This is a genomic window from Eubacterium sp., from assembly GCF_057858645.1.
The window spans coordinates 19,241-41,109 of the sequence record NZ_DBLZZO010000010.1; the positions used below are offsets into that span (position 1 = coordinate 19,241).

Annotated in this window: 17 protein-coding genes; all 17 read right to left on the minus strand. The window is 34.1% G+C overall.

Features of this window, described 5'->3' with window-relative positions:
* Position 1: 1 nt before the first annotated feature.
* Positions 2-865: a ParB/RepB/Spo0J family partition protein gene (locus ACZM4J_RS04820; protein ID WP_489485691.1), complete on the minus strand. Its 864-nt coding sequence runs from the start codon at positions 863-865 to the stop codon at positions 2-4.
* Positions 843-1,640, minus strand: coding sequence for a ParA family protein (locus ACZM4J_RS04825; RefSeq protein ID WP_489485692.1), 798 nt, complete (start codon positions 1,638-1,640; stop codon positions 843-845). Before ACZM4J_RS04825 ends, ACZM4J_RS04820 begins: the two co-directional genes overlap by 23 nt.
* The gene (locus ACZM4J_RS04830) at positions 1,633-2,085 is read right to left on the minus strand and encodes a plasmid mobilization protein (protein ID WP_302668945.1); all 453 of its coding nucleotides are present in this window, start codon (positions 2,083-2,085) and stop codon (positions 1,633-1,635) included. Before ACZM4J_RS04830 ends, ACZM4J_RS04825 begins: the two co-directional genes overlap by 8 nt.
* A complete protein-coding gene (locus ACZM4J_RS04835) occupies positions 2,078-3,163 on the minus strand; it encodes a site-specific integrase (protein ID WP_489485693.1) in 1,086 nt (361 codons plus the stop codon). Before ACZM4J_RS04835 ends, ACZM4J_RS04830 begins: the two co-directional genes overlap by 8 nt.
* A gap of 9 nt (positions 3,164-3,172) precedes the next feature.
* Positions 3,173-3,355 carry a hypothetical protein gene (locus tag ACZM4J_RS04840; RefSeq protein ID WP_489485694.1) on the minus strand — a complete coding sequence of 61 codons (183 nt, stop codon included), beginning with the start codon at positions 3,353-3,355 and terminating at the stop codon, positions 3,173-3,175.
* Between the two features lie 344 nt (positions 3,356-3,699).
* Positions 3,700-5,244, minus strand: a complete 1,545-nt coding sequence (guaA, locus tag ACZM4J_RS04845; protein WP_022165159.1) for a glutamine-hydrolyzing GMP synthase — start codon at positions 5,242-5,244, stop codon at positions 3,700-3,702.
* Positions 5,245-6,108: 864 nt separating this feature from the next.
* Positions 6,109-8,949, minus strand: a complete 2,841-nt coding sequence (uvrA, locus tag ACZM4J_RS04850; protein WP_022165160.1) for an excinuclease ABC subunit UvrA — start codon at positions 8,947-8,949, stop codon at positions 6,109-6,111.
* 25 nt (positions 8,950-8,974) lie between these two features.
* Entirely contained in the window at positions 8,975-10,954 is a 1,980-nt protein-coding gene (uvrB, locus tag ACZM4J_RS04855; RefSeq protein ID WP_117999917.1) for an excinuclease ABC subunit UvrB, read from the minus strand.
* Positions 10,955-11,516: 562 nt separating this feature from the next.
* Entirely contained in the window at positions 11,517-12,734 is a 1,218-nt protein-coding gene (locus ACZM4J_RS04860; protein WP_489485695.1) for a S41 family peptidase, read from the minus strand.
* Positions 12,735-12,975: 241 nt separating this feature from the next.
* Positions 12,976-14,232 carry a murein hydrolase activator EnvC family protein gene (locus ACZM4J_RS04865; protein WP_022165256.1) on the minus strand — a complete coding sequence of 419 codons (1,257 nt, stop codon included), beginning with the start codon at positions 14,230-14,232 and terminating at the stop codon, positions 12,976-12,978.
* 16 nt (positions 14,233-14,248) lie between these two features.
* Positions 14,249-15,157, minus strand: coding sequence for a permease-like cell division protein FtsX (gene ftsX / locus ACZM4J_RS04870; protein ID WP_022165255.1), 909 nt, complete (start codon positions 15,155-15,157; stop codon positions 14,249-14,251).
* Positions 15,158-15,829 (minus strand): cell division ATP-binding protein FtsE, encoded by a 672-nt coding sequence (gene ftsE / locus ACZM4J_RS04875; protein WP_117999921.1) that lies wholly within the window; start codon positions 15,827-15,829, stop codon positions 15,158-15,160.
* A 433-nt stretch (positions 15,830-16,262) separates the two neighbouring features.
* The gene (locus ACZM4J_RS04880; RefSeq protein WP_022165253.1) at positions 16,263-17,351 is read right to left on the minus strand and encodes a PucR family transcriptional regulator; all 1,089 of its coding nucleotides are present in this window, start codon (positions 17,349-17,351) and stop codon (positions 16,263-16,265) included.
* A gap of 152 nt (positions 17,352-17,503) precedes the next feature.
* Entirely contained in the window at positions 17,504-18,622 is a 1,119-nt protein-coding gene (locus tag ACZM4J_RS04885; protein ID WP_022165252.1) for an ABC transporter ATP-binding protein, read from the minus strand.
* A 134-nt stretch (positions 18,623-18,756) separates the two neighbouring features.
* Entirely contained in the window at positions 18,757-19,581 is an 825-nt protein-coding gene (locus tag ACZM4J_RS04890) for a CvfB family protein (RefSeq protein ID WP_022165251.1), read from the minus strand.
* 58 nt (positions 19,582-19,639) lie between these two features.
* Positions 19,640-20,347 (minus strand): acyl-[acyl-carrier-protein] thioesterase, encoded by a 708-nt coding sequence (locus ACZM4J_RS04895; RefSeq protein WP_022165250.1) that lies wholly within the window; start codon positions 20,345-20,347, stop codon positions 19,640-19,642.
* Between the two features lie 16 nt (positions 20,348-20,363).
* Complete coding sequence (locus ACZM4J_RS04900; RefSeq protein ID WP_412622925.1) at positions 20,364-21,797, minus strand: L,D-transpeptidase family protein; 1,434 nt, start codon at positions 21,795-21,797, stop codon at positions 20,364-20,366.
* Positions 21,798-21,869: the final 72 nt, after the last annotated feature.

A 21,869-nucleotide genomic window follows, 5' to 3' on the forward strand; every position in this document is an offset into this window, starting at 1 on the left:
ACTAATCCTTTCCTTTCTTCCATTCCTTTAGCAATGAATAGATTACTTTCTCCATTTCTTTTTTCGTGTAAGTCGAATCAAAAAATTCAGACAACTTGTTTTCTTTAAGCGTCACATTGCATATCTTTTTTTGTACCTTTGCCTTGTCAGCAAAGAGTATTTGACTTACCTCTTCGAATGACAAATTTTCCTGATTTTCTCTAATTATCCGTACATTGTCTTTACTTACCTTTTTACCTTTACAAATGTTTTCATAAATTAATTGTTGATATTCTGTTTTCAAAAATGAAATCTCTACACCTAGTACAAATGTTATTTGTTTATCATCCACCAATTTGCTTAACTCTGGTATTAGTTCCGTAAGTCTTATATATCTTTGAACCTGTCTGTCTGAAATTCCTGCCAACTGTCCTATCTGTTTTGCCGATGACATTTCATCTGAACTTTTTCCCTGATGTGCTAAGGCTTCCATTTTCATTTTATAAGCTTTTGCTTTTTCACTTGGTAATGTATCTTCTCTTTGAAAGTTTGCATCAACCATAAGTGGTATTGCCTCTTCATGACTTATATCTTTTATAATTGCCGAAACTTTTTCCTTTCCTGTAATTTCACAGGCTCTCTTTCTTCTGTGCCCTGAAATTATTTCATATTCACCATTGCCCAAAGGTCTTACCAATAAAGGTGATAATATTCCATTGTTCTCTATTGATTTAGCCAGCTCTAACATTTTTTCGTTATCAACCACACTGAATGGGTGATTTTTAAATTGATGTAATTTGTTTATATCTATTTCACTAATCATATCGTTGTTTACACCAAGTAATTCATTGTAACTTGTTAATTTAATTTTCTCTCTTGTTGCCATGTTCTAAAACCTCCTCTGTAACTTTCATATAGCTTTGTGCTACCTTTCCTTTAGGATCATGTTTAAATATACTTGTACCTTTAATTGATGTTTCCGCTGCTCTTACAGACATTGGCACTTTACTATTAAACATTGGAATATCTGATGCATATGTTTCATAGATTGCTGTTGAAATATCCTTTGCGTAATTTGTCCTATTGTCCACCATTGTAAGTAAAATTCCTTCAATCTCCAATTTAGGATTAATCTGTCTTTTTACTCTTGCGATTGTCTTTATTAACTGCTGCAAGCCTTTTACCGGTAAATATGAAACCTGCACCGGTATTAATACTGTATCTGCACACGCAAGGGCATTGATTGTAATGATTCCAAGACTAGGCATACAGTCAATTAAAATATAATCGTAATCATCTTCTACCTTTTCTATAAACTCTCTCATTAACAGTTCTCTACTCATAACATTTACCAAAGAAACTTCTATTCCTGATAATTCAATATTTGATGGCAATATGTCTATTCCTTCTTCGTGTTTAACTATTCCTCTATTTTCTGGCAATTCTTCTTCGTTTACTATATCCATAAGCACATTTGCAAGGGTATAATCTAACTGATCCGGTTCATTTATTCCCACACTAATTGTCAAACTTCCCTGAGGATCCGCATCTATTAAAAGGACCTTCTTCCCTTCTCTTGCCAAACCCACTCCCAAATTTAATGTTGTTGTAGTCTTTCCTACTCCACCCTTTTGATTTGCTATTGCTATTATTTTACTCATTTGTTTTCTCTCCTTCGTCTCTAAAACTTTTTAACTTTCTGTTTCCCATACTGCTGTTTTTAAGCCTTTTTTGTTCTGCCATTTTCTTTTCAAAGTTCTCCACCCTCTGCTGCTCTTTTAGATTCTCATTTTCTTCTATCTTTAAAAGAATCATTGAAATTACTTTAATCAATTCCATTAATTCATCATTTTTAGGTGTAACTTTATCCAGCCTTTTTAATTCTTCATATACATATGTAAGTTGCGCCTTAAGGGCTCCAAACACGCGAATGGAACCCTTTACAACTACTTTATGGTCTGTTGTTCTCTTTATTAAATAATCCTGCTTTGTAAGTCCTGATATGTCTACAAGTCTGTTTAATAACTCTGCTTCTTCATCAGAAACTCTAAATGCAACTACTCTGCTGCGCCATCTTCCTTTGCTATCCAATTTTCTATCAGACATCTCCTAATTCTCCTTTAATTTCATCTAGTTTATTAATCATCTCCAACTGCTTTGATGGGAACAAATGCGCATAGTGATATGTAATTCTTACACTTTCATGCCCCATTCGTTCTGCAATCTCCAGTGCTGAAAATCCCATATTTATAAGAAGTGAAACATGACTGTGTCTTAAATCATGCAATCTGATTTTTGGTACTCCTGACATTTCACTGCCTCTTTCCATTTCATGTTGAAAATATCTTTTTGATAATGGAAATATTCTTTCTTTTCCATCAGGCTCATACATACTATTAATCAGGTCTTCCATTTCTTCATTTAAAAACTCCGGCATATATATTGTTCTTACACTTTTTGCAGTTTTAGGAGTTAATATTAGCTTTTCACCTCTTACCACCTGATAATTTTTAGTAATGGAAACCGTCTTCTTTTCAAAGTCAAAATCTTCCGGAGTTAGTGCTAATAATTCTCCAATTCTTAATCCACACCAATAAAGCATTTCAAATCCATAAAATGATAATGGCTTGTCCATCACACATTCAATAAATGCTTTATATTGTTCCTGTGTCCAAAACATTATGTTGCCTCCTCTTTTACTTCCCATACTGCCGGCAATCTTTGCAGGATTGTTTTTCAAATCATAAAATTTTACAGCATGGTTGAATATTGCGCTTAACTGTGCGTGTAATGTTGCAAGATATGACTGGGAATATGACTTTCCTTTTTCATCCCTATACTCAATCATTTCTTTCTGCCAATGTCTTACATCCTTTGCAGATATATCTATCATTTTTCTTTCTCCAAAGAATGGTATGATTTTTGTTTTTACCATTGTTTCCTTGTTTTCCCAGGTTGTCTCCTTAACCCTATGCCTTACATCGGCCTCGTAGATTTCATAAAAATTTAAAAATGTCATATCAAGATTAAAATTTCTTTTCATCTTTTCAGCAGTTTCCCATTCACTTGCTTCTCTCTTTGTTGCAAATCCACGTTTAGTTGTCTGTTTCTTTACTCCGTAATAATCAACATAACGAAACTTTACATACCAACTGTTTCTTTTTTCATCTTTGTAAACTGACATTTTTTCCTCCTACTCCTCGTTGTAAATAAGTTTCTTAAAAAAATACTTTGTGTTTACTTTTCCTCGAACTACGATATATCCTTTTTCTTTTAGTTCAGCATTAAGCATTCTTATGATTTCATATGCCTTTCCTTCTGAAACATTTAGCATCTCTGTTACATCATGAACTTCCATAAACATCTTGTCTGTCATATTTGTAATCTCCTTTCTCTCTTTTGATTAAATTATTCTTGTTTGACCGTAGTTCTACTTTAGTCCTTTTACTTTCCAAATAGGAGTTAGTGGCACTATACCTTTTCCTTTAATCAACTTCTTCTTTCTCTTGTAACCAACGTTAAACAAATTTGTTTTTTTATCAGGCTTAAAGTTCCAATTCCCTTTATTTATCGGCTTTTCAAGCAAAAAAAGAAGAGCTATTTCAACTTATTAGTCAAAATAACTCTTCTTATTCTTGATTTTGTTCTCAAAATGTTCTCATAAGAGACTTATATTCGGTGCTTTCCCTTTGTTTACAAGGTATTCGAACGTGTGTTCACTTATTCAAACTCTATAGTTCCAGGTGGCTTACTTGTCAAATCGTACATTACTCGATTGACTCCTTTCACCTCGTTTATTATTCTGTTCATTACCTTGTTCAATACTTCGTATGGTATTTCAGCAGATTCGGCTGTCATAAAGTCGATTGTCTTTACGGCTCTGAGGGCTACTGCGTAGTCGTATGTTCTCTCGTCTCCCATAACACCTACTGAGCGCATATTTGTTAATGCTGCGAAATACTGGTTTATTTCTTTATCAAGACCTGCGTTTGCAATTTCTTCACGATAGATTGCATCTGCATCCTGAACAATTTTCACTTTTTCGGCTGTTACTTCACCGATGATTCTGATTCCAAGTCCCGGACCTGGAAATGGCTGACGGAATACTAAATATTCCGGTATTCCAAGTTCAAGTCCTGCCTTACGAACTTCATCTTTGAAAAGGTCGCGAAGTGGTTCGATGATTTCCTTGAAATCAACATAGTCAGGCAATCCACCTACATTGTGGTGAGATTTGATTACTGCTGATTCTCCGCCCAGACCGCTTTCTACAACGTCAGGGTAAATCGTTCCCTGAACCAAATAGTCAACTGCTCCGATTTTCTTTGCCTCTTCCTCAAATACGCGGATGAATTCTTCTCCGATTATTTTACGTTTTGCTTCAGGTTCTTCAACTCCTGCAAGTTTTTCGTAAAATCTATCCTGTGCATTTACACGAATAAAGTTTAAGTCATAATCACCATTAGGGCCAAATACAGCTTCAACTTCGTCGCCTTCATTCTTTCTTAAAAGACCGTGGTCTACAAATACGCATGTAAGCTGGTTTCCAATTGCCTTTGCCAAAAGTACAGCTGCCACTGATGAATCAACACCACCTGACAAAGCACAAAGCACCTTTCCATCGCCTACTTTTTCACGAATTGCTTTTATTGAATTTTCAACGAATGAGTCCATCTTCCAGTCACCGGCACAACCACATACCTTATATACATAGTTGCTTAAAATTTCTTTTCCGCGAACTGTATGTAACACTTCCGGATGGAACTGAATTGCATAAAGCTTCTTTTCTTCACATTCTGCAACGGCTACAGGGCAATCGCTTGTGTGACCTGTAATTTTGAATCCTGGTGCAGCCTGTGAAATGTAGTCAAAATGGCTCATCCAACAAACTGTATCTTCTTCAATACCTGTAAATAATTTTGAAGTTGTATCTACATGTACTTCTGTCTTTCCATATTCTCTTACAGGAGCTTTTTCAACTTTACCACCAAGAATGTGCTGCATTAATTGAGCTCCATAACATAATCCAAGTACAGGAATTCCAAGTTCAAATAACTCTTTAGTATAAGTTGGTGCGCCTTCTTCGTAACAACTGTTTGGTCCACCTGTTAAAATAATTCCTTTTGGATTCATTTCTTTTATCTTTTCGATATCTGTTTTATATGAATAAATTTCACAGTAAACATTACATTCACGAACTCGTCTGGCAACAAGCTGGTTGTACTGTCCGCCGAAATCTATTACGATAACTAACTCTCTATCCATGTTTCCTCCTGTATATCCGTATTGCAGGAACAATAAAAAACCTGCACTTCTGTTATTTTACTCTATTTTTCTTAAATGTACAAGGAAGTTATATGTAATCCTTCAACAAAGATTTCCACATAATTCTCTCTTCCAGAGCAAAGAACGGCTTACCACATTTTTTACTTCAAGTGCATGCCTATTCGCAACTGATTTTTTGCGCGAGTTTTCATTCATAGTAAACTATTTAAGACTAAATTAAAATTCTGGAAGATTTTTTTATTACATATTAAAAGAAGCACCTGCTACATTTCATATAACAGATGCTTCACTATTTCAACACCTTAACTTTACAACTACATTCTCAACCGCAGGTACTTTTCTCCTTCACAAATCTTCTTTGAATCTACTACTATACTTATTGTAATTATTTACAATATTATGTGTATCATTCCTCTCATTTGTCCTGCTTTAACTTCCTTATCTACTCTAACCATAAGATGTTATTGCCCATTGATTCTTCGTTTTGAATACTTCCTATCCTTTCCGTTTCAATGTAACATCTTATCCAATAATTACTACTAAAACAATCTTCCGTTGATTGCCATGTCAGCAGATATCATTGGGTAAAATTTCTTTCACCTCTTATCTTAGATACTGTTGCTATTAGGTTGACATCTAATAACAAGGTGGTTGTTAAATGCACTGTATAAGTCGTTCCAGGTGCTTAATGCTTATTTATTTTGTAACTCTAATGTAGCATATTTTTACACAAATTAAAAGCATTTTTCTTATACTTTTTTAAGTTTGTAAGTGTTGCATAAAAGTGTTTTTATTTAAACATTTTTATGAATCGTTTTCTTATTAAAAATGACTATTTTTCTTCTATTTTGCCTCTTCCAACTTCTGTTTTACAAACTTGGCTGTGTAACTTGTAGGATGTTCTGCCACCTGTTCCGGTGTTCCTGCAACTACTACCGTACCACCTCGGTCTCCGCCGTCAGGTCCCATATCAATAATATAATCTGCAGCCTTTATTACATCCAAATTGTGTTCAATAACTAAAACTGTATTTCCCTCATCAGTTAATCTCTGAAGAATTTCCACAAGTTTGTGAACATCGGCAAAATGAAGCCCTGTTGTAGGTTCGTCTAAAACATAGATTGTCTTACCTGTACTTCTTTTACTTAGCTCAGTTGCCAGTTTAATTCGTTGAGCTTCACCACCTGACAACTGTGTACTTGGCTGACCTAATCTGATGTATCCTAAGCCCACATCATAAAGCGTCTTAACCTTATTATATATTCTTGGAACATTCTTAAAGAATTCCATAGCTTCTTCCACCGTCATCTCAAGAACGTCATAAATATTTTTGCCCTTATATTTAACTTCTAAAGTCTCTCTGTTATATCGCTTTCCTCCACATACTTCGCAAGGCACATACACATCCGGCAGGAAATGCATTTCAACCTTAAGTATTCCATCACCTGAACATGCTTCGCAACGTCCACCTTTTACATTAAAGCTGAATCTTCCTTTCTTGTATCCACGCTCCTTTGCATCCATTGTGGCTGCAAATAAATCTCTAATAATATCAAACATACCTGTGTAGGTTGCAGGATTACTTCTAGGAGTTCTTCCTATTGGTGACTGATCAATGTTTATAACTTTATCTAACTGTTCAATTCCTTGGATTTCTTTAAATTTTCCGGGAATTGTTCTAGCTCTATTCAACTCTCTTGCTAGGCTTTTATAAATTATTTCATTAACTAAAGAACTCTTTCCTGAGCCTGAAACACCTGTTACACATGTAAATACACCAAGTGGAATTTTTACATTAATATTCTTTAAATTGTTTTCCTTTGCTCCTTTTACCTTAAGATAACCTGTTGGCTTTCTTCTTTTTTCAGGAACAGGGACTCTCAATTTGCCACTTAGATATTTTCCTGTAATAGAGTTTTTGTTCTTCATTATTTCCTTAGCAGTACCCTTTGCCACTACTTCTCCACCATGTTCACCTGCACCGGGGCCAATGTCTACCACGTAATCTGCTGCAAGCATAGTGTCTTCGTCATGTTCAACAACTACTAAAGTATTACCTAAATCTCTAAGATGCTTCAATGTCTTTAATAACTTTTCATTATCATTCTGATGTAAACCGATACTAGGTTCATCCATTATATAGGCAACCCCAACAAGACCTGAACCTATTTGGGTAGCAAGCCTAATACGCTGAGCTTCACCACCTGACAAGGTACCTGTTGCTCGTGATAAGCTTAAATAATCCAAACCTACATCAATTAAAAACTGAAGACGACCTTTTATTTCTTTCAGAATTTCTTTACCTATAGCCATCTGTGTAGTTGTTAATTGAACTTCATCTAAAAACTTTCTCAAGTCTCTAACTGACATTTCTGTCATATCAATAATATTTTTATCGCCAATTGTTACAGCTAAAGATTCTTTCTTAAGTCTCTGACCATGACATGTGCTACAAGGTGTTATTCTCATATATGACTCATACTCTGCCTTGGTAGATTCGGCACTTGTTTCTCTGTAACGTCTTTCTACGTTACGAATCAAACCTTCAAAGGCAATATCATATATCCCTTGTCCACGCTGGCCTGTATAATGTACAGGCACACTTTCACCATTAGTTCCATAAATCAGAATATCTTTAATTTTCTTAGGATATTTTTCAAACGGAGTATCCAAATCAAACTTATATTTCTTACATAGTGCCTGTAAAATAGCATTGGTAAAGCTCTTTTTATCCTTAGCACTTTGCCAGCCTAAAACTACAATTGCCCCCTGATTTATGCTAAGACTTTGATTAGGAATCATTAAGTCAACGTCAAATTCCATCTTATATCCTAAACCGTAACAATCTGGACATGCACCAAAAGGATTATTAAATGAGAAGCTTCGTGGCTGAATTTCGTCTATACTAATTCCACAATCAGTACATGCAAAGTTCTGACTAAATGTTATTGTCTCTCCACCAATTACATCCAGATTCATCAAACCGTTACCTAACTTCAACGCATTCTCTATGGAATCTGTAAGACGTTTCTCAATTCCTTCTCTTATACTTAATCTGTCTACAACAATTTCTATATTATGTTTTATATTCTTATCAAGAGTTATTTCCTCTGTTAGCTGATACATGTTTCCATCAACAATTACACGTACATAACCACTTTTCTTTGCACTTTCAAAAACCTTCTCGTGACGACCTTTCTTGCCTCTTACAATAGGAGCAAGTATTTGGAACTTAGTGCGTTCCGGTAATTCTAAAATTCTGTCAACAATTTCATCTACTGACTGTTTCTTGATTTCTTTGCCACATTTTGGACAGTGAGGTACACCTGCTCTGGCATATAGTAATCTCATATAATCATATATTTCTGTAACTGTTCCAACTGTTGAACGTGGGTTTCTGTTTGTAGATTTCTGGTCTATTGAAATTGCCGGTGGTAAACCTTCAATACTTTCCACCTGGGGTTTCTCCATTTGTCCCAAGAATTGTCTAGCATAGGATGACAAAGATTCCATATACCTTCTCTGTCCTTCTGCATAAATTGTATCAAATGCCAAAGACGATTTTCCCGAACCACTTAAACCTGTAACTACTGTAAATTCGTCTCTTGGAATTTCAATATCAATATTCTTCAAGTTATGCTCATTAGCCCCTTTTATTTTAATGTACTTTTTCTTGTCCGACATTACTTTCACTCTCCATTAATTATCATTATTCTCTATATTTTTTCTTAAGTTCTGCCAGTTTTTCACGCATTTCAATAGCAGTCTCAAAATCAAGTTCTGCTGCTGCTTTCTGCATTCTCTTTTCAACCTTGTCAATTAACTTCTTCAATTCTTTTGAATCCATTGACTCAGGATCTTTCTCAATATCATTAATTTTTCTGTCAACTTCTTTAGAAATACTAATAAGTTCTCTAACAGCCTTTTTAATTGTAGTTGGAGTAATTCCATGTTCCTTATTATATTCCTGCTGAAGTTTTCTACGTCTGTTAGTTTCAGTAATAGCCTTATCCATTGACTCAGTAATATTGTCAGCATACATTATTACGTGACCTTCTGAGTTTCTGGCCGCACGACCTATAGTCTGTATCAAAGATGTCTCTGAACGGAGGAATCCTTCCTTGTCTGCATCTAAAATTGCAACCAGACTGATTTCCGGTATATCAAGTCCCTCTCTTAAAAGATTAATACCTACTAAAACATCAAAAACATCCAAACGCATATCCCTGATAATTTCTGTTCTCTCTAATGTATCAATATCAGAGTGAAGGTACTTAACCCTAATTCCTACATCTCTCATATAATCCGTCAAATCTTCTGCCATTCTCTTTGTTAAAGTAGTAACCAGAACTTTATTTTTCTTCTCAACTTCTTTATTGATTTCAGTAATAAGGTCATCTATCTGACCTTCAATTGGTCTTACACTAATTTCAGGATCCAGCAAACCTGTTGGTCTGATAATTTGTTCAGCTCTAAGTAACTCATGTTCCTCTTCATAAGTATTAGGTGTAGCTGAAACAAAAAGCATCTGGTCAATCATCCCCTCAAATTCATCAAACCTAAGCGGTCTGTTATCTTTTGCCGATGGCAGTCTAAAACCATAATCCACCAATGTGCTTTTTCTTGCCTGATCCCCATTATACATTCCACGAATTTGCGGTATTGTAATATGGCTTTCATCAATCATTATAAGGAATTCATCACCAAAATACTCCATTAACGTATGTGGTGTTGCTCCGGGAGCCAGTCCTGCCATATGGCGGGAATAGTTCTCGATTCCTGAACATATCCCTGTTTCCCTAAGCATTTCCATATCGAAATTAGTTCTCTCTGCTATTCGCTGTGCCTCAATCAGCTTATCCTCTGATTTAAAATAAGCCACCTGTTCTGCCAACTCTGCTTCTATATCCTTAATAGCTCTCTCTAATTTCTCCGGATTAACTACATAATGTGAATTGGGGAAAATAGCCACATGTTCTAATTCGTGACGCACTTCGCCTGTCAAAGAATCAATCTCTGTTATTCTTTCTATTTCATCATCAAAAAATTCAACTCGTATGGCACTATCTGTGTATGATGCAGGAAATACTTCCAGATTCTCCCCTCTTACCCTAAAAGTTCCTCGTTTAAAATCCATATCATTTCTGTCATACTGAATCTCTATTAGCTTATGAATAATATCGTCTCTATCTCTAATAGTTCCCGGTCTAAGGGACACTACCATGTTTTTGTAATCTATTGGATCACCTAAACCGTAAATACACGAAACCGAAGATATAATAATAACATCCTTTCGCTCTATTAACGCCATAGTAGCCGAATGTCGTAATTTATCTATTTCATCATTTATTGCAGAATCCTTCTCAATATATGTGTCTGTACTTGGCACATAAGCTTCCGGCTGATAATAATCATAATAAGAAACAAAGTATTCCACAGCGTTATTAGGAAAAAATTCTTTAAACTCCCCATAAAGCTGTGCCGCCAAAGTCTTATTATGAGCAATAATTAACGTTGGTTTATTCATTTGTGCAATAACATTTGCCATAGTAAAAGTCTTTCCAGAACCTGTTACACCAAGCAATGTTTCAAACTGATTTCCTTTCTTAAAACCTTCAACCAACTGCTTAATAGCCTGAGGTTGATCCCCGGTTGGCTGATATTCTGAATGTAATTCAAAATGATCCATACAAATCTCCTATAAATCTATTTCTAACCATCTATAAATACTTAACTAATTCCAATGACACATAATATTTGTTTTCTTTTCAGCAACATATAAATGTCTCATTTCTTTTCGACAACTGCATAAACAAATTATAACAAAAAGCCTGAAAAAAGTATATAGCATTTTCGAACTTATGTTCTTTTTATTTGTATATATGTCTTTTTTACTCTACACTTTTTTATTTATACTCATTATTACTTTATATATCATATATTTTTAAAATCAAACTATTTCCAGCTCACCTATGCGTTTTCTAACTTACATTTTCTGTTTCTCTCAGCATAAAAGCAGGTGCCTTTGGATTACATTTATCCTTTAGCATCCTGCTTTATATTTTACCTATTACTACATATCTAATTCAAACCTATTATCATAGTTTTATTTTCCTCATAAAAATTGATAATATAAACCTTCCTAATATATTTTTTAATAGACTACAATTTCCGTAATGGATTTTCTGTTTTTAAAAAAATATTACTTTGAGTTTTTAAACGTCACATTGCTTCTAATTTATTTTTATAATCTATTTTTTCTTTAAAACTTCTAATGCTTTATTTAGCTGTACATCTGTTTTTCCGTTTGCCTCAATCTTTACATCTGGTGTAATTCCTTTTCCATGAATGTTTTTGCCACTTGGTGTATAGTAGTCTTCAATTGTAATTTTAACTGCTGAACCGTCTGTTAATGGAATAATTTGTTGTACGATTCCTTTGCCAAAAGACTGTGTTCCTACAATTGTTCCTACACCAAAGTCCTGTATGGCTCCGGCAAAAATTTCAGATGCGCTGGCACTGTTTTTATTTTGTAAAACGACAATCAGCATATCTAAACATTTTGCGTCAGAAGTCTGCTTTTCCTCGTTTCCGTATTTGTCTTTAGTATAAACAATCGTTCCTTCCGGTAAGATTTCATCTAATATTTTGCAAGCGCCTTCATAAGAACCACCTGGATTATTTCTTAAGTCAAAAATTACTTTTTTCATGCCCTGCTTTTTCAAAGAACTTAAAGCTGATGAAAACTGATCAGCGGTTACCGTATCAAATTCAGAAATCTGTATGTAACCGATTTTGTTCTTCTTATCAAGCATTTTGTGTGCTACAGTAGGTACTTTTACTTCTCCTCTTGTAATTGTAACGTCCACATATTTCTTAACCGATTGACGATATACTGTTAACTTAACTTTTGTTCCTTTATCCCCTTTCATCATGCTAACCACTTTATCAACATCTTCTGAAGATACATCTTTTCCATCAACCTTTGTAATAACGTCACCATCTTTTACTCCGGCTTTGTCTGCCGGGCCATTCTTAAAAGCTTTTGTTATTGTTATTACTTTTGTTTCTGTGTTCTGTGAAACATAAGCTCCAATCCCGCAATATTCACCGGAAGTGCTTTCTATTAACTTTGTGTACTCTTCTTTCGTGTAATAAACTGAATAAGGATCTCCCAATCCTTCTAAAAGTCCCTTATATAAACCGTTTTCCAAATCTTCCTGATCCACATTCTTCAAATATTTTAAGTTGATTAATGCCTCTAAAGATTTGATCTTTGATTCTGCCTTGTCCACAGCATATGTAGCATCTGTTTTTACGCTATCCTGAGAAAAATGCAGTCCAACGCCAACTGCTACTCCCAAAACCAACATTGCAAACATACCTAAAAGAAAGCCAGGTACAAATTTTGTTTTAGTTTTCTTTTTCTCGATTTTTTTATTAATTTTCTTTACATTTATTTTTTCCATATCAATCTCTTCCTCGCTTTACACTATAACCTTTTCATTTAAGTATGTTCAAATAAATTATAGTTCAAATTTGCATAATAACATAATCACTTTTATGAACTTTTTAACAGAACTTTCTCCTTGCGAATCATACTACTTATGTATATTAAACTATTTTTTCTTTTATAACAATAAAGAATGAAAAACTAAATAATTAATTTTTCATTCTTTACTATTTATAAAATATTATGTTTCATTCTGTTTAGAAGTAACTCCATGGATTTACCCAGTTACCTGGTGTTGTTCCACTTGTTGCTCCAAGATGTAAATGGTTACCTGTTGATGAACCTGTTGTACCAACTAAACCAATTGTCTGTCCCTGACTTACATGCTGACCAACACTTACTAAAATTGATGACTGATGCATGTAAACTGATGTTACACCATTTGAGTGTTTAATACCTGTCCAGTTTCCTGCTGTGGCATTATAATTTGCCCAAACTACAGTACCGTCTGCTACTGCTACTACAGGAGTTCCACCTGGTGCAGGGAAGTCAATTCCGTTGTGGAATGTGCTACTACCTGAGAATGGATCTTTTCTGTATCCATAATCTGATGAAACTGATGTGTGTCCCGGTACCGGATAAATCCAACCGCTGGATTTGCTTGGTGTTGGGTTTGTATTTGTATTAGTATTGTTATTAGTATTATTATTTGTGTTGTTATTTGTATTATTGTTTGTATTTGTCTGTGCTTTTGTAGCTGCCTGAGTTGGAGCCTGTGTTGCCTGTGCTGCGATCTTAGCCTGGGCTACTTTTTCTTCCTGTGCCTTAATTTCCCGATCAAGTGCATCTGAAGAAGCCTCATTCTGCTCAAGCAAATCTTCATATTCAGATAATTCTGACTGCTTTGATGCAACTGTACTTTCAAGCTGTGACTTATCTGTCTTCTGCTTTGTCTGCATTGTTACAAGGTTCTTCTTATCTTTCTCCAAAGAAGTTTTTGAATCAGAAATTGTCTTTCTTGTCTGCTTTAACTTGTTAAGCATTTTTCTATCATACTGAGATAATTCTGTAATATATTCAGCTTTGTTTAAGAATTCTGTAATGCTCTTTGAATTTAAAATTAAGTCAAGTAATTCTGTATCACCATTTTCGTACATATACTTAATTCTTAACTTCATGTCAGCATACTGAGCCTTAATGCTTTCTTCTGCTGCTTTTAATTTCTTCTCTGTTTTCTTAATATTAACTTCTGTCTTATCTAATTCCTGCTGTGTTTTATATATCTGTGTTGATAAATCAGTTAATTTTTTATCAACTTCTTCAATATAAGCTTCGACTTCACTTTTTGAAGCCTGAAGTTTTTTCTTTTCTGCATTTTTCTTAATTTTCTGGCTATTTAAATCTGACAGCTTGCTTTTCTCACTTGAAACGCTGGCAAATGATGTTCCTGCCATTGATAAAACTAATGTTGCGGAAAGTAATAAACTTAATATTCTCGAAAAATTCTTTTTCATCTGTTTATCTCCTCCATTAAACTTTTAAGTGCTTTCTAATTGAAAGGAATGAACCAACTAAACCAATTCCGGCTCCAATTCCAAGTCCTAATGGAACAAGCACTCCAAATATTTCACCTACTGTTGCAAAAGAAATTGAACTTGCCATAACTCCTACCTTTGACATTACAAAAGATATTAATCTTTCATAAATCACTCTTAAAATAACAAGAGGTATAGCTGAACCAACAAGACCGATTATAACACCTTCTATAATAAACGGTGCTCTAACAAAGCCGTTTGTTGAACCAATCAATTTCATGATTTTAATTTCATGTCTTCTAACGGTTATACCAATCATAACTGTATTACTGATTAAGAAAATTCCCACGCCTAATAAAATTACTATCAAAGCTATTGATACATATCCTAAAAGTTTTGAAAACTTACTTAATGTTTCTTTTGCCTGCTCTGAATGTTTAACCTTTCTAACACCCTGAACTTTTGAGATGCTATTTACAAAAGCATCCTGTTCATCAATGTTTTTCAGGAAAACTGTATATGATGCTGAATCAGCTAATGGATTATCATTTGCAAATGCCTTTGCCAATTCAGGATCTTCTGCGAAGTAATCTCCCTGGAATTCCTTCCAAGCTTCCTCTGCTGATGTGTATTTGTATTTTTCAACATGCTTATCAGCTTTTATTGTTGCACCAATAGCATCAATCTGTTCCTTTTTTAAACCTTTATCAAAAAATACAGTAACACCAACGTTTTGCTCTACCTGCTTCTCCACAGAATTAACGTTAATAATAATAGAAAGTATAATTCCAATAAGAAAAATACAGGCAGCAATTGTACAAATTGATGCAATTGAGAACAACTTATTTCTCTTAATATTAACGACACCCTGTTTAAAGCAGTATCCTACTGTTCTTCCATTCATTTATTCCACCACCTTGCTATCGCTGACTTTTACACCTTTCTTCATTGTAATTACTCTCTTGTTCATTGCCTCTACAATTTCAAGGTTGTGCGTAACAACAATAACGGTAGTTCCCTGTTTGTTTACTTTATCTAATAATTTCATAATTTCCCATGAGTTTTCAGGATCAAGGTTTCCTGTAGGTTCATCGGCAAGTAATATGTCAGGCTTGTTTACCAACGCTCTTGCCAAAGCAACTCTCTGCTGCTCACCACCTGATAGCTCATTAGGATTTGAACGATACTTTTCTGATAAACCTACCAAGGAAAGTACCCTTGCAACATTCTTCTTTATTTCTCTTGGAGACGCTCCAATAACATGCTGTGCGAAAGCAATGTTTGAATATACATCTCTGTCCTGTAGTAATCTAAAATCCTGGAAAACTACGCCAAGTTTTCTACGATACTTAGCCACTCCTCTTGATTTTAATTTAGATAATTTAATGTTACCTACTGTTATCATTCCTTCTGTTGGATTAAGTTCCTTCAAAAGCAATTTAATAAAAGTAGATTTTCCTGAACCACTGGCTCCAACAACGAATACAAACTCGCCATCTTCAATTTCTAAATTTAAATTGCTAAGAGCAGGTGCGCCGTTTCCATAAGATTTACTTACACCTTTTATACTAATCATTTGTCTACTCCTTAACATATGTGTAATGAACTAATCTTTCACATTAAATGTTATACATTATCGCAATCTTATTTTTTTACACACCAAAAAATTATATTACGCAAATGTAATAAAAATTTGTCGAATATAATTTTTTAATTTCTTTTATGTTCTATTTCTTCCATAAAAGTAAAATATGATTATTATTTAAATATGATTATTATATTAGTTCATTAATATAAGTCCCAACATCACTGAATCAGCACCAATGCTTACCCAGCCTGTCCACTTATATATTAAAATAGCAATTTGTTAAAATTCTGTGTCCTTTTTATATGTAATATTTAGAAATATTTAAATTTCTGTACTTAAAGCAGCACTTAAACAATGTATGAATGTCCTTCTATTAAATATCATATTAAGTCTTTAATAAATAGATCAAAATTCAATATTACTAAAATTCAGTATTACCCATGTACTTCATATATTTAACAACCATTAATGCAATCTTAAATGTAATGGCATCTTCAAACACTCTAATGTCCAAACCTGTTGTCTTCTGAAGCTTGTCTAATCTATATACTAATGTGTTTCTATGAATATATAACTGTCTTGATGTTTCTGAAACATTTAAACTATTTTCAAAGAACTTGTTAATTGTTGTTAATGTTTCATCATCGAATTCATCTGGTGACTTGCCATCAAAAATTTCATTAATAAACATCTTACATAGTGGAATAGGTAACTGATAAATCAAACGACCAATTCCAAGATTGTTATATGCAACAACATTCTTTGTACTAAAGAAAATCTTTCCAACATCAAGTGCCATTCTTGCTTCCTTGTATGAACGTGAAACTTCTTTGATTTCCTTAACGATTGTTCCATAAGCTACGTTTGCCCTAACCATAGCTTCTGTATTCAACATATCAACTATTGTGTTGGCAATATGTTCAACTTCTTCATATCCCTGATTGTCATCAACTTTTTTTACAAGGATAATACTCTTTTCATCTACTGCTGTAATAAAATCTTTTTTGCTACCTGCAAACAATGTTCTAACTGTTTCAAGTGCAACACTGTCTTTTTCATTTTTTGTTTCAATAATGCAGACACATCTTCTTGCATCCACATCTACATGTAATTTCTTTGCTCTATTATATATATCTACAAGGAGGAGATTGTCTAAAAGAAGATTCTTAATAAAATTGTCCTTATCATATCTTTCTTTGTATGCAACAAGTAAGTTTTGAATCTGAAAAGCAGCCATCTTTCCAACCATAAACACATCATCGCTTGTTCCCTGAGCAATCAAAATCAACTCTAACTGATTTTCATCATATACCTTAAAAAACTGGTAATCCTGTACTGACTGGCTGTCTGCTGGGGATGCTACAAATGCCAAAACTGAATTTTCAAACTGTTCACTTGTATGTGATGTTGAGGCTACAACCTTTCCATCTGTATCTGTCACATGTAAATCTACTCTTGAGATACTCTTAATTCCTTCAATTGTGTTCTGTAAAATTTGATTTGAAATCATATAATTCTCCTTGCTTTTTTTAACTGCATTTGTGTATATAAACAATTATTCAAGTTATATTTTAAACCAGTTTACTGTAAAATACAAGTGAAAAAGCACCCTGTTTGTTTCCAAACAAAGTGCTTTTTCATAATTTTATTTATCTAATCTAATTAGTTTGTAATTACCTTTTCTGTGTCCTTATCGAAGATGTGTAATTTTGATAAGTCCATAGCGAATTTAACTTCATCACCAACTCTTGCTTCTGTACGGGCATTTACTCTTGCAGTACAATCAAATCCTTCAACATCGAAGTATAAGTAAACTTCTGCACCAAGTAATTCGTAAATTCTGATAGTTGTTGTAAATACACTTTCAGGTGATTTTGCAATGAAGCTTTCTTCATCATGAATATCTTCTGGTCTGATACCCATAACAACTGTCTTACCAACATAACCGCCTTCTTCAAGCTTCTTAGCCTGTTCAGCTGGAACTGTAATGTATGTTCTAGCCTGGCCAACATGTAACTTGATATCTGTTCCAACCTTTTCAACTTCAGCATCGATGAAGTTCATCTGTGGAGAACCCATGAATCCTGCTACAAATAAGTTTACTGGCTTGTCATATAAGTTCTTAGGTGAATCAACCTGCTGTACAACACCATCTTTCATAACTACGATTCTTGTACCAAGTGTCATAGCTTCTGTCTGGTCATGTGTTACGTAGATGATTGTAGCACCTAATCTCTTATGGATCTTTGCAATTTCAACACGCATCTGAACTCTTAACTTAGCATCCAAGTTTGAAAGAGGTTCGTCCATAAGGAATACCTTAGGATTACGAACGATTGCACGTCCCATAGCAACTCTCTGTCTCTGACCACCTGATAAAGCCTTTGGCTTTCTGTCAAGTAACTGTTCAAGGTCAAGAATCTTAGCTGCATCTTTAACTAATCTTTCCTGTTCAGCCTTTGGTACTTTTCTTAACTTAAGACCAAATGCCATGTTATCATATACTGTCATATGTGGATATAATGCGTAGTTCTGGAATACCATTGCGATATCTCTATCTTTAGGTTCTACGTCATTTACTAACTTATCCCCAATGTATAATTCCCCTGATGAAATTTCTTCAAGACCTGCGATCATTCTAAGTGTTGTAGACTTACCACAACCTGATGGTCCTACGAAGATGATGAATTCCTTGTCCTTAATTTCAAGGTTAAAATCCTTAACTGCTGCAAATCCGTTTGGATAAACTTTGCAGATATTTCTTAATGATAAACTTGCCATATATCTTTTCCTCCTAGAAATAGTTCTCACTACCTTTTGTATGTTGATATTCTAAATCACATCGTAGGAAAATACTATATGGCAAATAAACAAAATAACAAAAAAATCTTTGTATATTTTGCATATGGCTACTGCTATTTCTCTATAAATATGTTATTTTCACCAATAATTACTTGGTGTTCTTTGAGCAATCTGCCAATAGCTCTCTTAAATTCACTTTTGCTCATGTTAAAATCACGCTTAATAACCTCTGGAGATGCCTTGTCTGTGTAGTCAATTTTTCCGCCATTTTCTTTCATAAACTGCAATATTTTTTCAGCATCTTCTTCTATTTGTAAATATGATTTTTTTCTAAGAGCCAAATCCAGCTTGCCATCAGGACGAACACTTTTAACTCTGGCTTCCACTTCCATTCCTACATGAACTTTCATTGTAAGTTCTTTTGTCTGAATCAGACCGTGGTATTTATTATTAACCGCAACAAAGGCTCCATAGTTTGGATTGTAATTATATACAACGCCTTTTACAATATCTTCTTCCTGGTATGTGGAATTGCAGCTTAGGTAGTTGTACACTTTCATTGTGGCGCATAATCTGTCACTTTTATCTGTATAGATGCCCACTAAAATTTTGTCGCCTGCTTTAATGTTTGTTGTCTGTTCCTTATAAGGCAGAAACAAATCTTTTCCAAGGCCCCAGTCAAGAAACGCCCCAAACTTAGTTATTTCCTTTACTTCAACATAAGCAGTTTCTCCAACTTCTGCTACCGGCTTATGAATTGTAGCAATCAATCGGTCTTTTGAGTCCCTGCAAATAAAAACTTCTACAGTATCTCCAAGCTCCGTTCCCTGTGGCACCTCGTTTTTTGGTAAAAGAACCTTATCATACTCAGTTCCTAAATAAATACCAAAATCTGTTTTCTTTACCACTTTTAATTTTAATGTCTTTCCTAATTCCATTAGATTCTCCTCCAAGGGGCAGGAAACAGTTTACAGACATCTGCAAACTGTTTCTTACCTAAATATTTTTTAATTTTATTTGTCCATGTATTTGACCGTCAGCACTTTCAAGATTTATGCCAAGATAATCCTGATTATTGTAAGCCACACACACTATTTCTTCATCTATTAAAGCTTCCTTTTTGTATACAATTTCAATCTGATTGTATTTTTTTCCCTTTGGCAGAAACTGTTCAACAATCCGCATATAGTCTGCATTGTTTAAATGACCATTTGTGTCTATGAAACTTTTGAAAACCTTTGTTGTTCCAAGAACTTCTCTTTCTCCCTGAAACTTTAATTTTCTTGACACTTTAAGTGAGTCAAAAGCCTCACCTAATTGGTACTTGGAAATGTCAACTTCAGTTATTCTTACGGGCATGCGCTTTTCTGTATCAAGCAGACTCCAAATAGATTCAGCCTTTACAATGTACCCGCCATTTGCATCCTTAATCCAGAACTGTCTTGTTGCCATTACCTTGTCAAAATTTAACGGACTTGTGCCAACTTCAACTTCTTCACCAAATCTTAAATCCTTAAAAATCTGTATTTTGTAAGCTAAAAGTACCCATGCCCTGTGGTGTTTTTTTAAGTAGCTAATGCCAATTCCTAAATCCTCTGACTGAAATGTGCTACAATCTTGCAAATTATACAATATTCCATAATAAGGAACTATACCGTCTTTTCCAATTTCACTAAAACTTACTCTTTTTTTATAAGAATACATATTTACCTCTTTACGCCTACTTTGCCTGAGTTGTTGTTTCAGGAGCTGTAGTTGTTGTTTCAGGTGTTGTTGGCTGTTCCGGTGTTGTTGGCTGTTCAGGTGTTGCCGGTTTTGCCTTAACTGTGACTGTAAGCTTCTTTGTTACTGCTGTGTAAGTCTGATTTTTGTACTGAGCCTTGTATGTAATTACATATTTACCAGGCTTGTTCATGTCAACTTTTCCTGTGTATGTAACATATTTCTTGATTTTCAAATCTTTGTTATCATAAGTCTTTAAGCTCTTAACATAAGTATAACCAAATTCTGCATTTGTACCCTGAACTAAAGTTACCTTTGAAGCTGTTAATGTAAGCTTAACTTTATGACTTTTTACTTTATATTTAACAGTTTTCTTAGCTTCTTTTTTGTTTCTGCCTTTTACACTATATGTAATATTATATGTTCCTGTATTTGAGAATTTTACGCTACCTTTCTTTACAGAAACTTTTTTGTTCTTATATTTAACAGAAACTTTAATCTTTGATGTTAAATTTTTTCCCGGTACACTCTTTGCTGTAACACCGGTTAAAACGTTAGCTTTGCTACCCTGAGCAACGTCTTTATTATCTGCTGCACCGCTAATTACAGGTGCCTTTGTATCTACAACCTTAAACTTAAATGTTTTTGTAACCTTGTTTCCAAGAGAATCTTTTACAGTATATTTAACTTTGTATGTACCAAGCTTGTTTGTGTTTATTTTTCCTTTTGTCTTAATTTTCTTCTTGGCAATTGCATTTCCTGCACTGTCTTTTGCTGATACTAAATTCTTTAATTTTACTTTTGTACCAAATTCGATTTTAGTCTTATTAGCTTTGACCGTAGGAACTTTTTTCTTGTATGGGTTCTTTGGATCTGGATCAGTTGGATCCCAATCTGTGAATTTTCCGTTTGTAATTGGTGTAAATGATGGACGTTTTATTGGATCATCACTTTTTTTGCCCCAGAAAATTACTACTTTTGTTCCAACTGCACAATGGTCATAAATCCATTTTGAGTCTTTGCATAAAAGTCTTACGCATCCATGAGAAGCCTTCTGACCCATTACATTGTAAGCCTTAACAGACATTGAAGACTTGTCACCATTTTTGTAATACCATACTGAATGGAATAAAATTGAAGTTGTGATTCTTGTACAATACTGTGCATAGCAGTTTCCAATCATTTCATGCCATCTGTATTTTACAGGTACATAGAATGTTCCTGTTGGTGTTTCATTACTTGGAGAACAAATCATTGCCTTGATGGCTTTTCCGTTTTTGTAAACTGTTGTACAGTTTGTTCCCAAATTAACTTTAATTGTATAGGCTGTACTGTCAGCGCTAACCTTGTTAGGTTTTGTTATAGTTATGCAACTAAGTACCATAACTACTGCTAAGAATAATGATAAACTTTTTGTCATTATTTTCTTCATTTCATTTCCTCCTGCTCATTGCATTTTAATTTTTAAAGCTAGTTTTTTACTTAAAATCTTCTTAATTATACT

Coding starts and splice junctions, on each gene's coding strand:
- guaA (WP_022165159.1), bottom strand. CDS start 5,244: ATGGATAGAGAGTTAGTTATCGTAATAGATTTCGGCGGACAGTACAAC.
- uvrA (WP_022165160.1), bottom strand. CDS start 8,949: ATGTCGGACAAGAAAAAGTACATTAAAATAAAAGGGGCTAATGAGCAT.
- ACZM4J_RS04835 (WP_489485693.1), bottom strand. CDS start 3,163: ATGTCAGTTTACAAAGATGAAAAAAGAAACAGTTGGTATGTAAAGTTT.
- ACZM4J_RS04860 (WP_489485695.1), bottom strand. CDS start 12,734: ATGGAAAAAATAAATGTAAAGAAAATTAATAAAAAAATCGAGAAAAAG.
- ACZM4J_RS04820 (WP_489485691.1), bottom strand. CDS start 865: ATGGCAACAAGAGAGAAAATTAAATTAACAAGTTACAATGAATTACTT.
- uvrB (WP_117999917.1), bottom strand. CDS start 10,954: ATGGATCATTTTGAATTACATTCAGAATATCAGCCAACCGGGGATCAA.
- ACZM4J_RS04880 (WP_022165253.1), bottom strand. CDS start 17,351: ATGATTTCAAATCAAATTTTACAGAACACAATTGAAGGAATTAAGAGT.
- ACZM4J_RS04890 (WP_022165251.1), bottom strand. CDS start 19,581: ATGGAATTAGGAAAGACATTAAAATTAAAAGTGGTAAAGAAAACAGAT.
- ACZM4J_RS04900 (WP_412622925.1), bottom strand. CDS start 21,797: ATGAAGAAAATAATGACAAAAAGTTTATCATTATTCTTAGCAGTAGTT.
- ACZM4J_RS04885 (WP_022165252.1), bottom strand. CDS start 18,622: ATGGCAAGTTTATCATTAAGAAATATCTGCAAAGTTTATCCAAACGGA.
- ACZM4J_RS04825 (WP_489485692.1), bottom strand. CDS start 1,640: ATGAGTAAAATAATAGCAATAGCAAATCAAAAGGGTGGAGTAGGAAAG.
- ftsE (WP_117999921.1), bottom strand. CDS start 15,829: ATGATTAGTATAAAAGGTGTAAGTAAATCTTATGGAAACGGCGCACCT.
- ftsX (WP_022165255.1), bottom strand. CDS start 15,157: ATGAATGGAAGAACAGTAGGATACTGCTTTAAACAGGGTGTCGTTAAT.
- ACZM4J_RS04895 (WP_022165250.1), bottom strand. CDS start 20,347: ATGTATTCTTATAAAAAAAGAGTAAGTTTTAGTGAAATTGGAAAAGAC.
- ACZM4J_RS04865 (WP_022165256.1), bottom strand. CDS start 14,232: ATGAAAAAGAATTTTTCGAGAATATTAAGTTTATTACTTTCCGCAACA.
- ACZM4J_RS04830 (WP_302668945.1), bottom strand. CDS start 2,085: ATGTCTGATAGAAAATTGGATAGCAAAGGAAGATGGCGCAGCAGAGTA.
- ACZM4J_RS04840 (WP_489485694.1), bottom strand. CDS start 3,355: ATGACAGACAAGATGTTTATGGAAGTTCATGATGTAACAGAGATGCTA.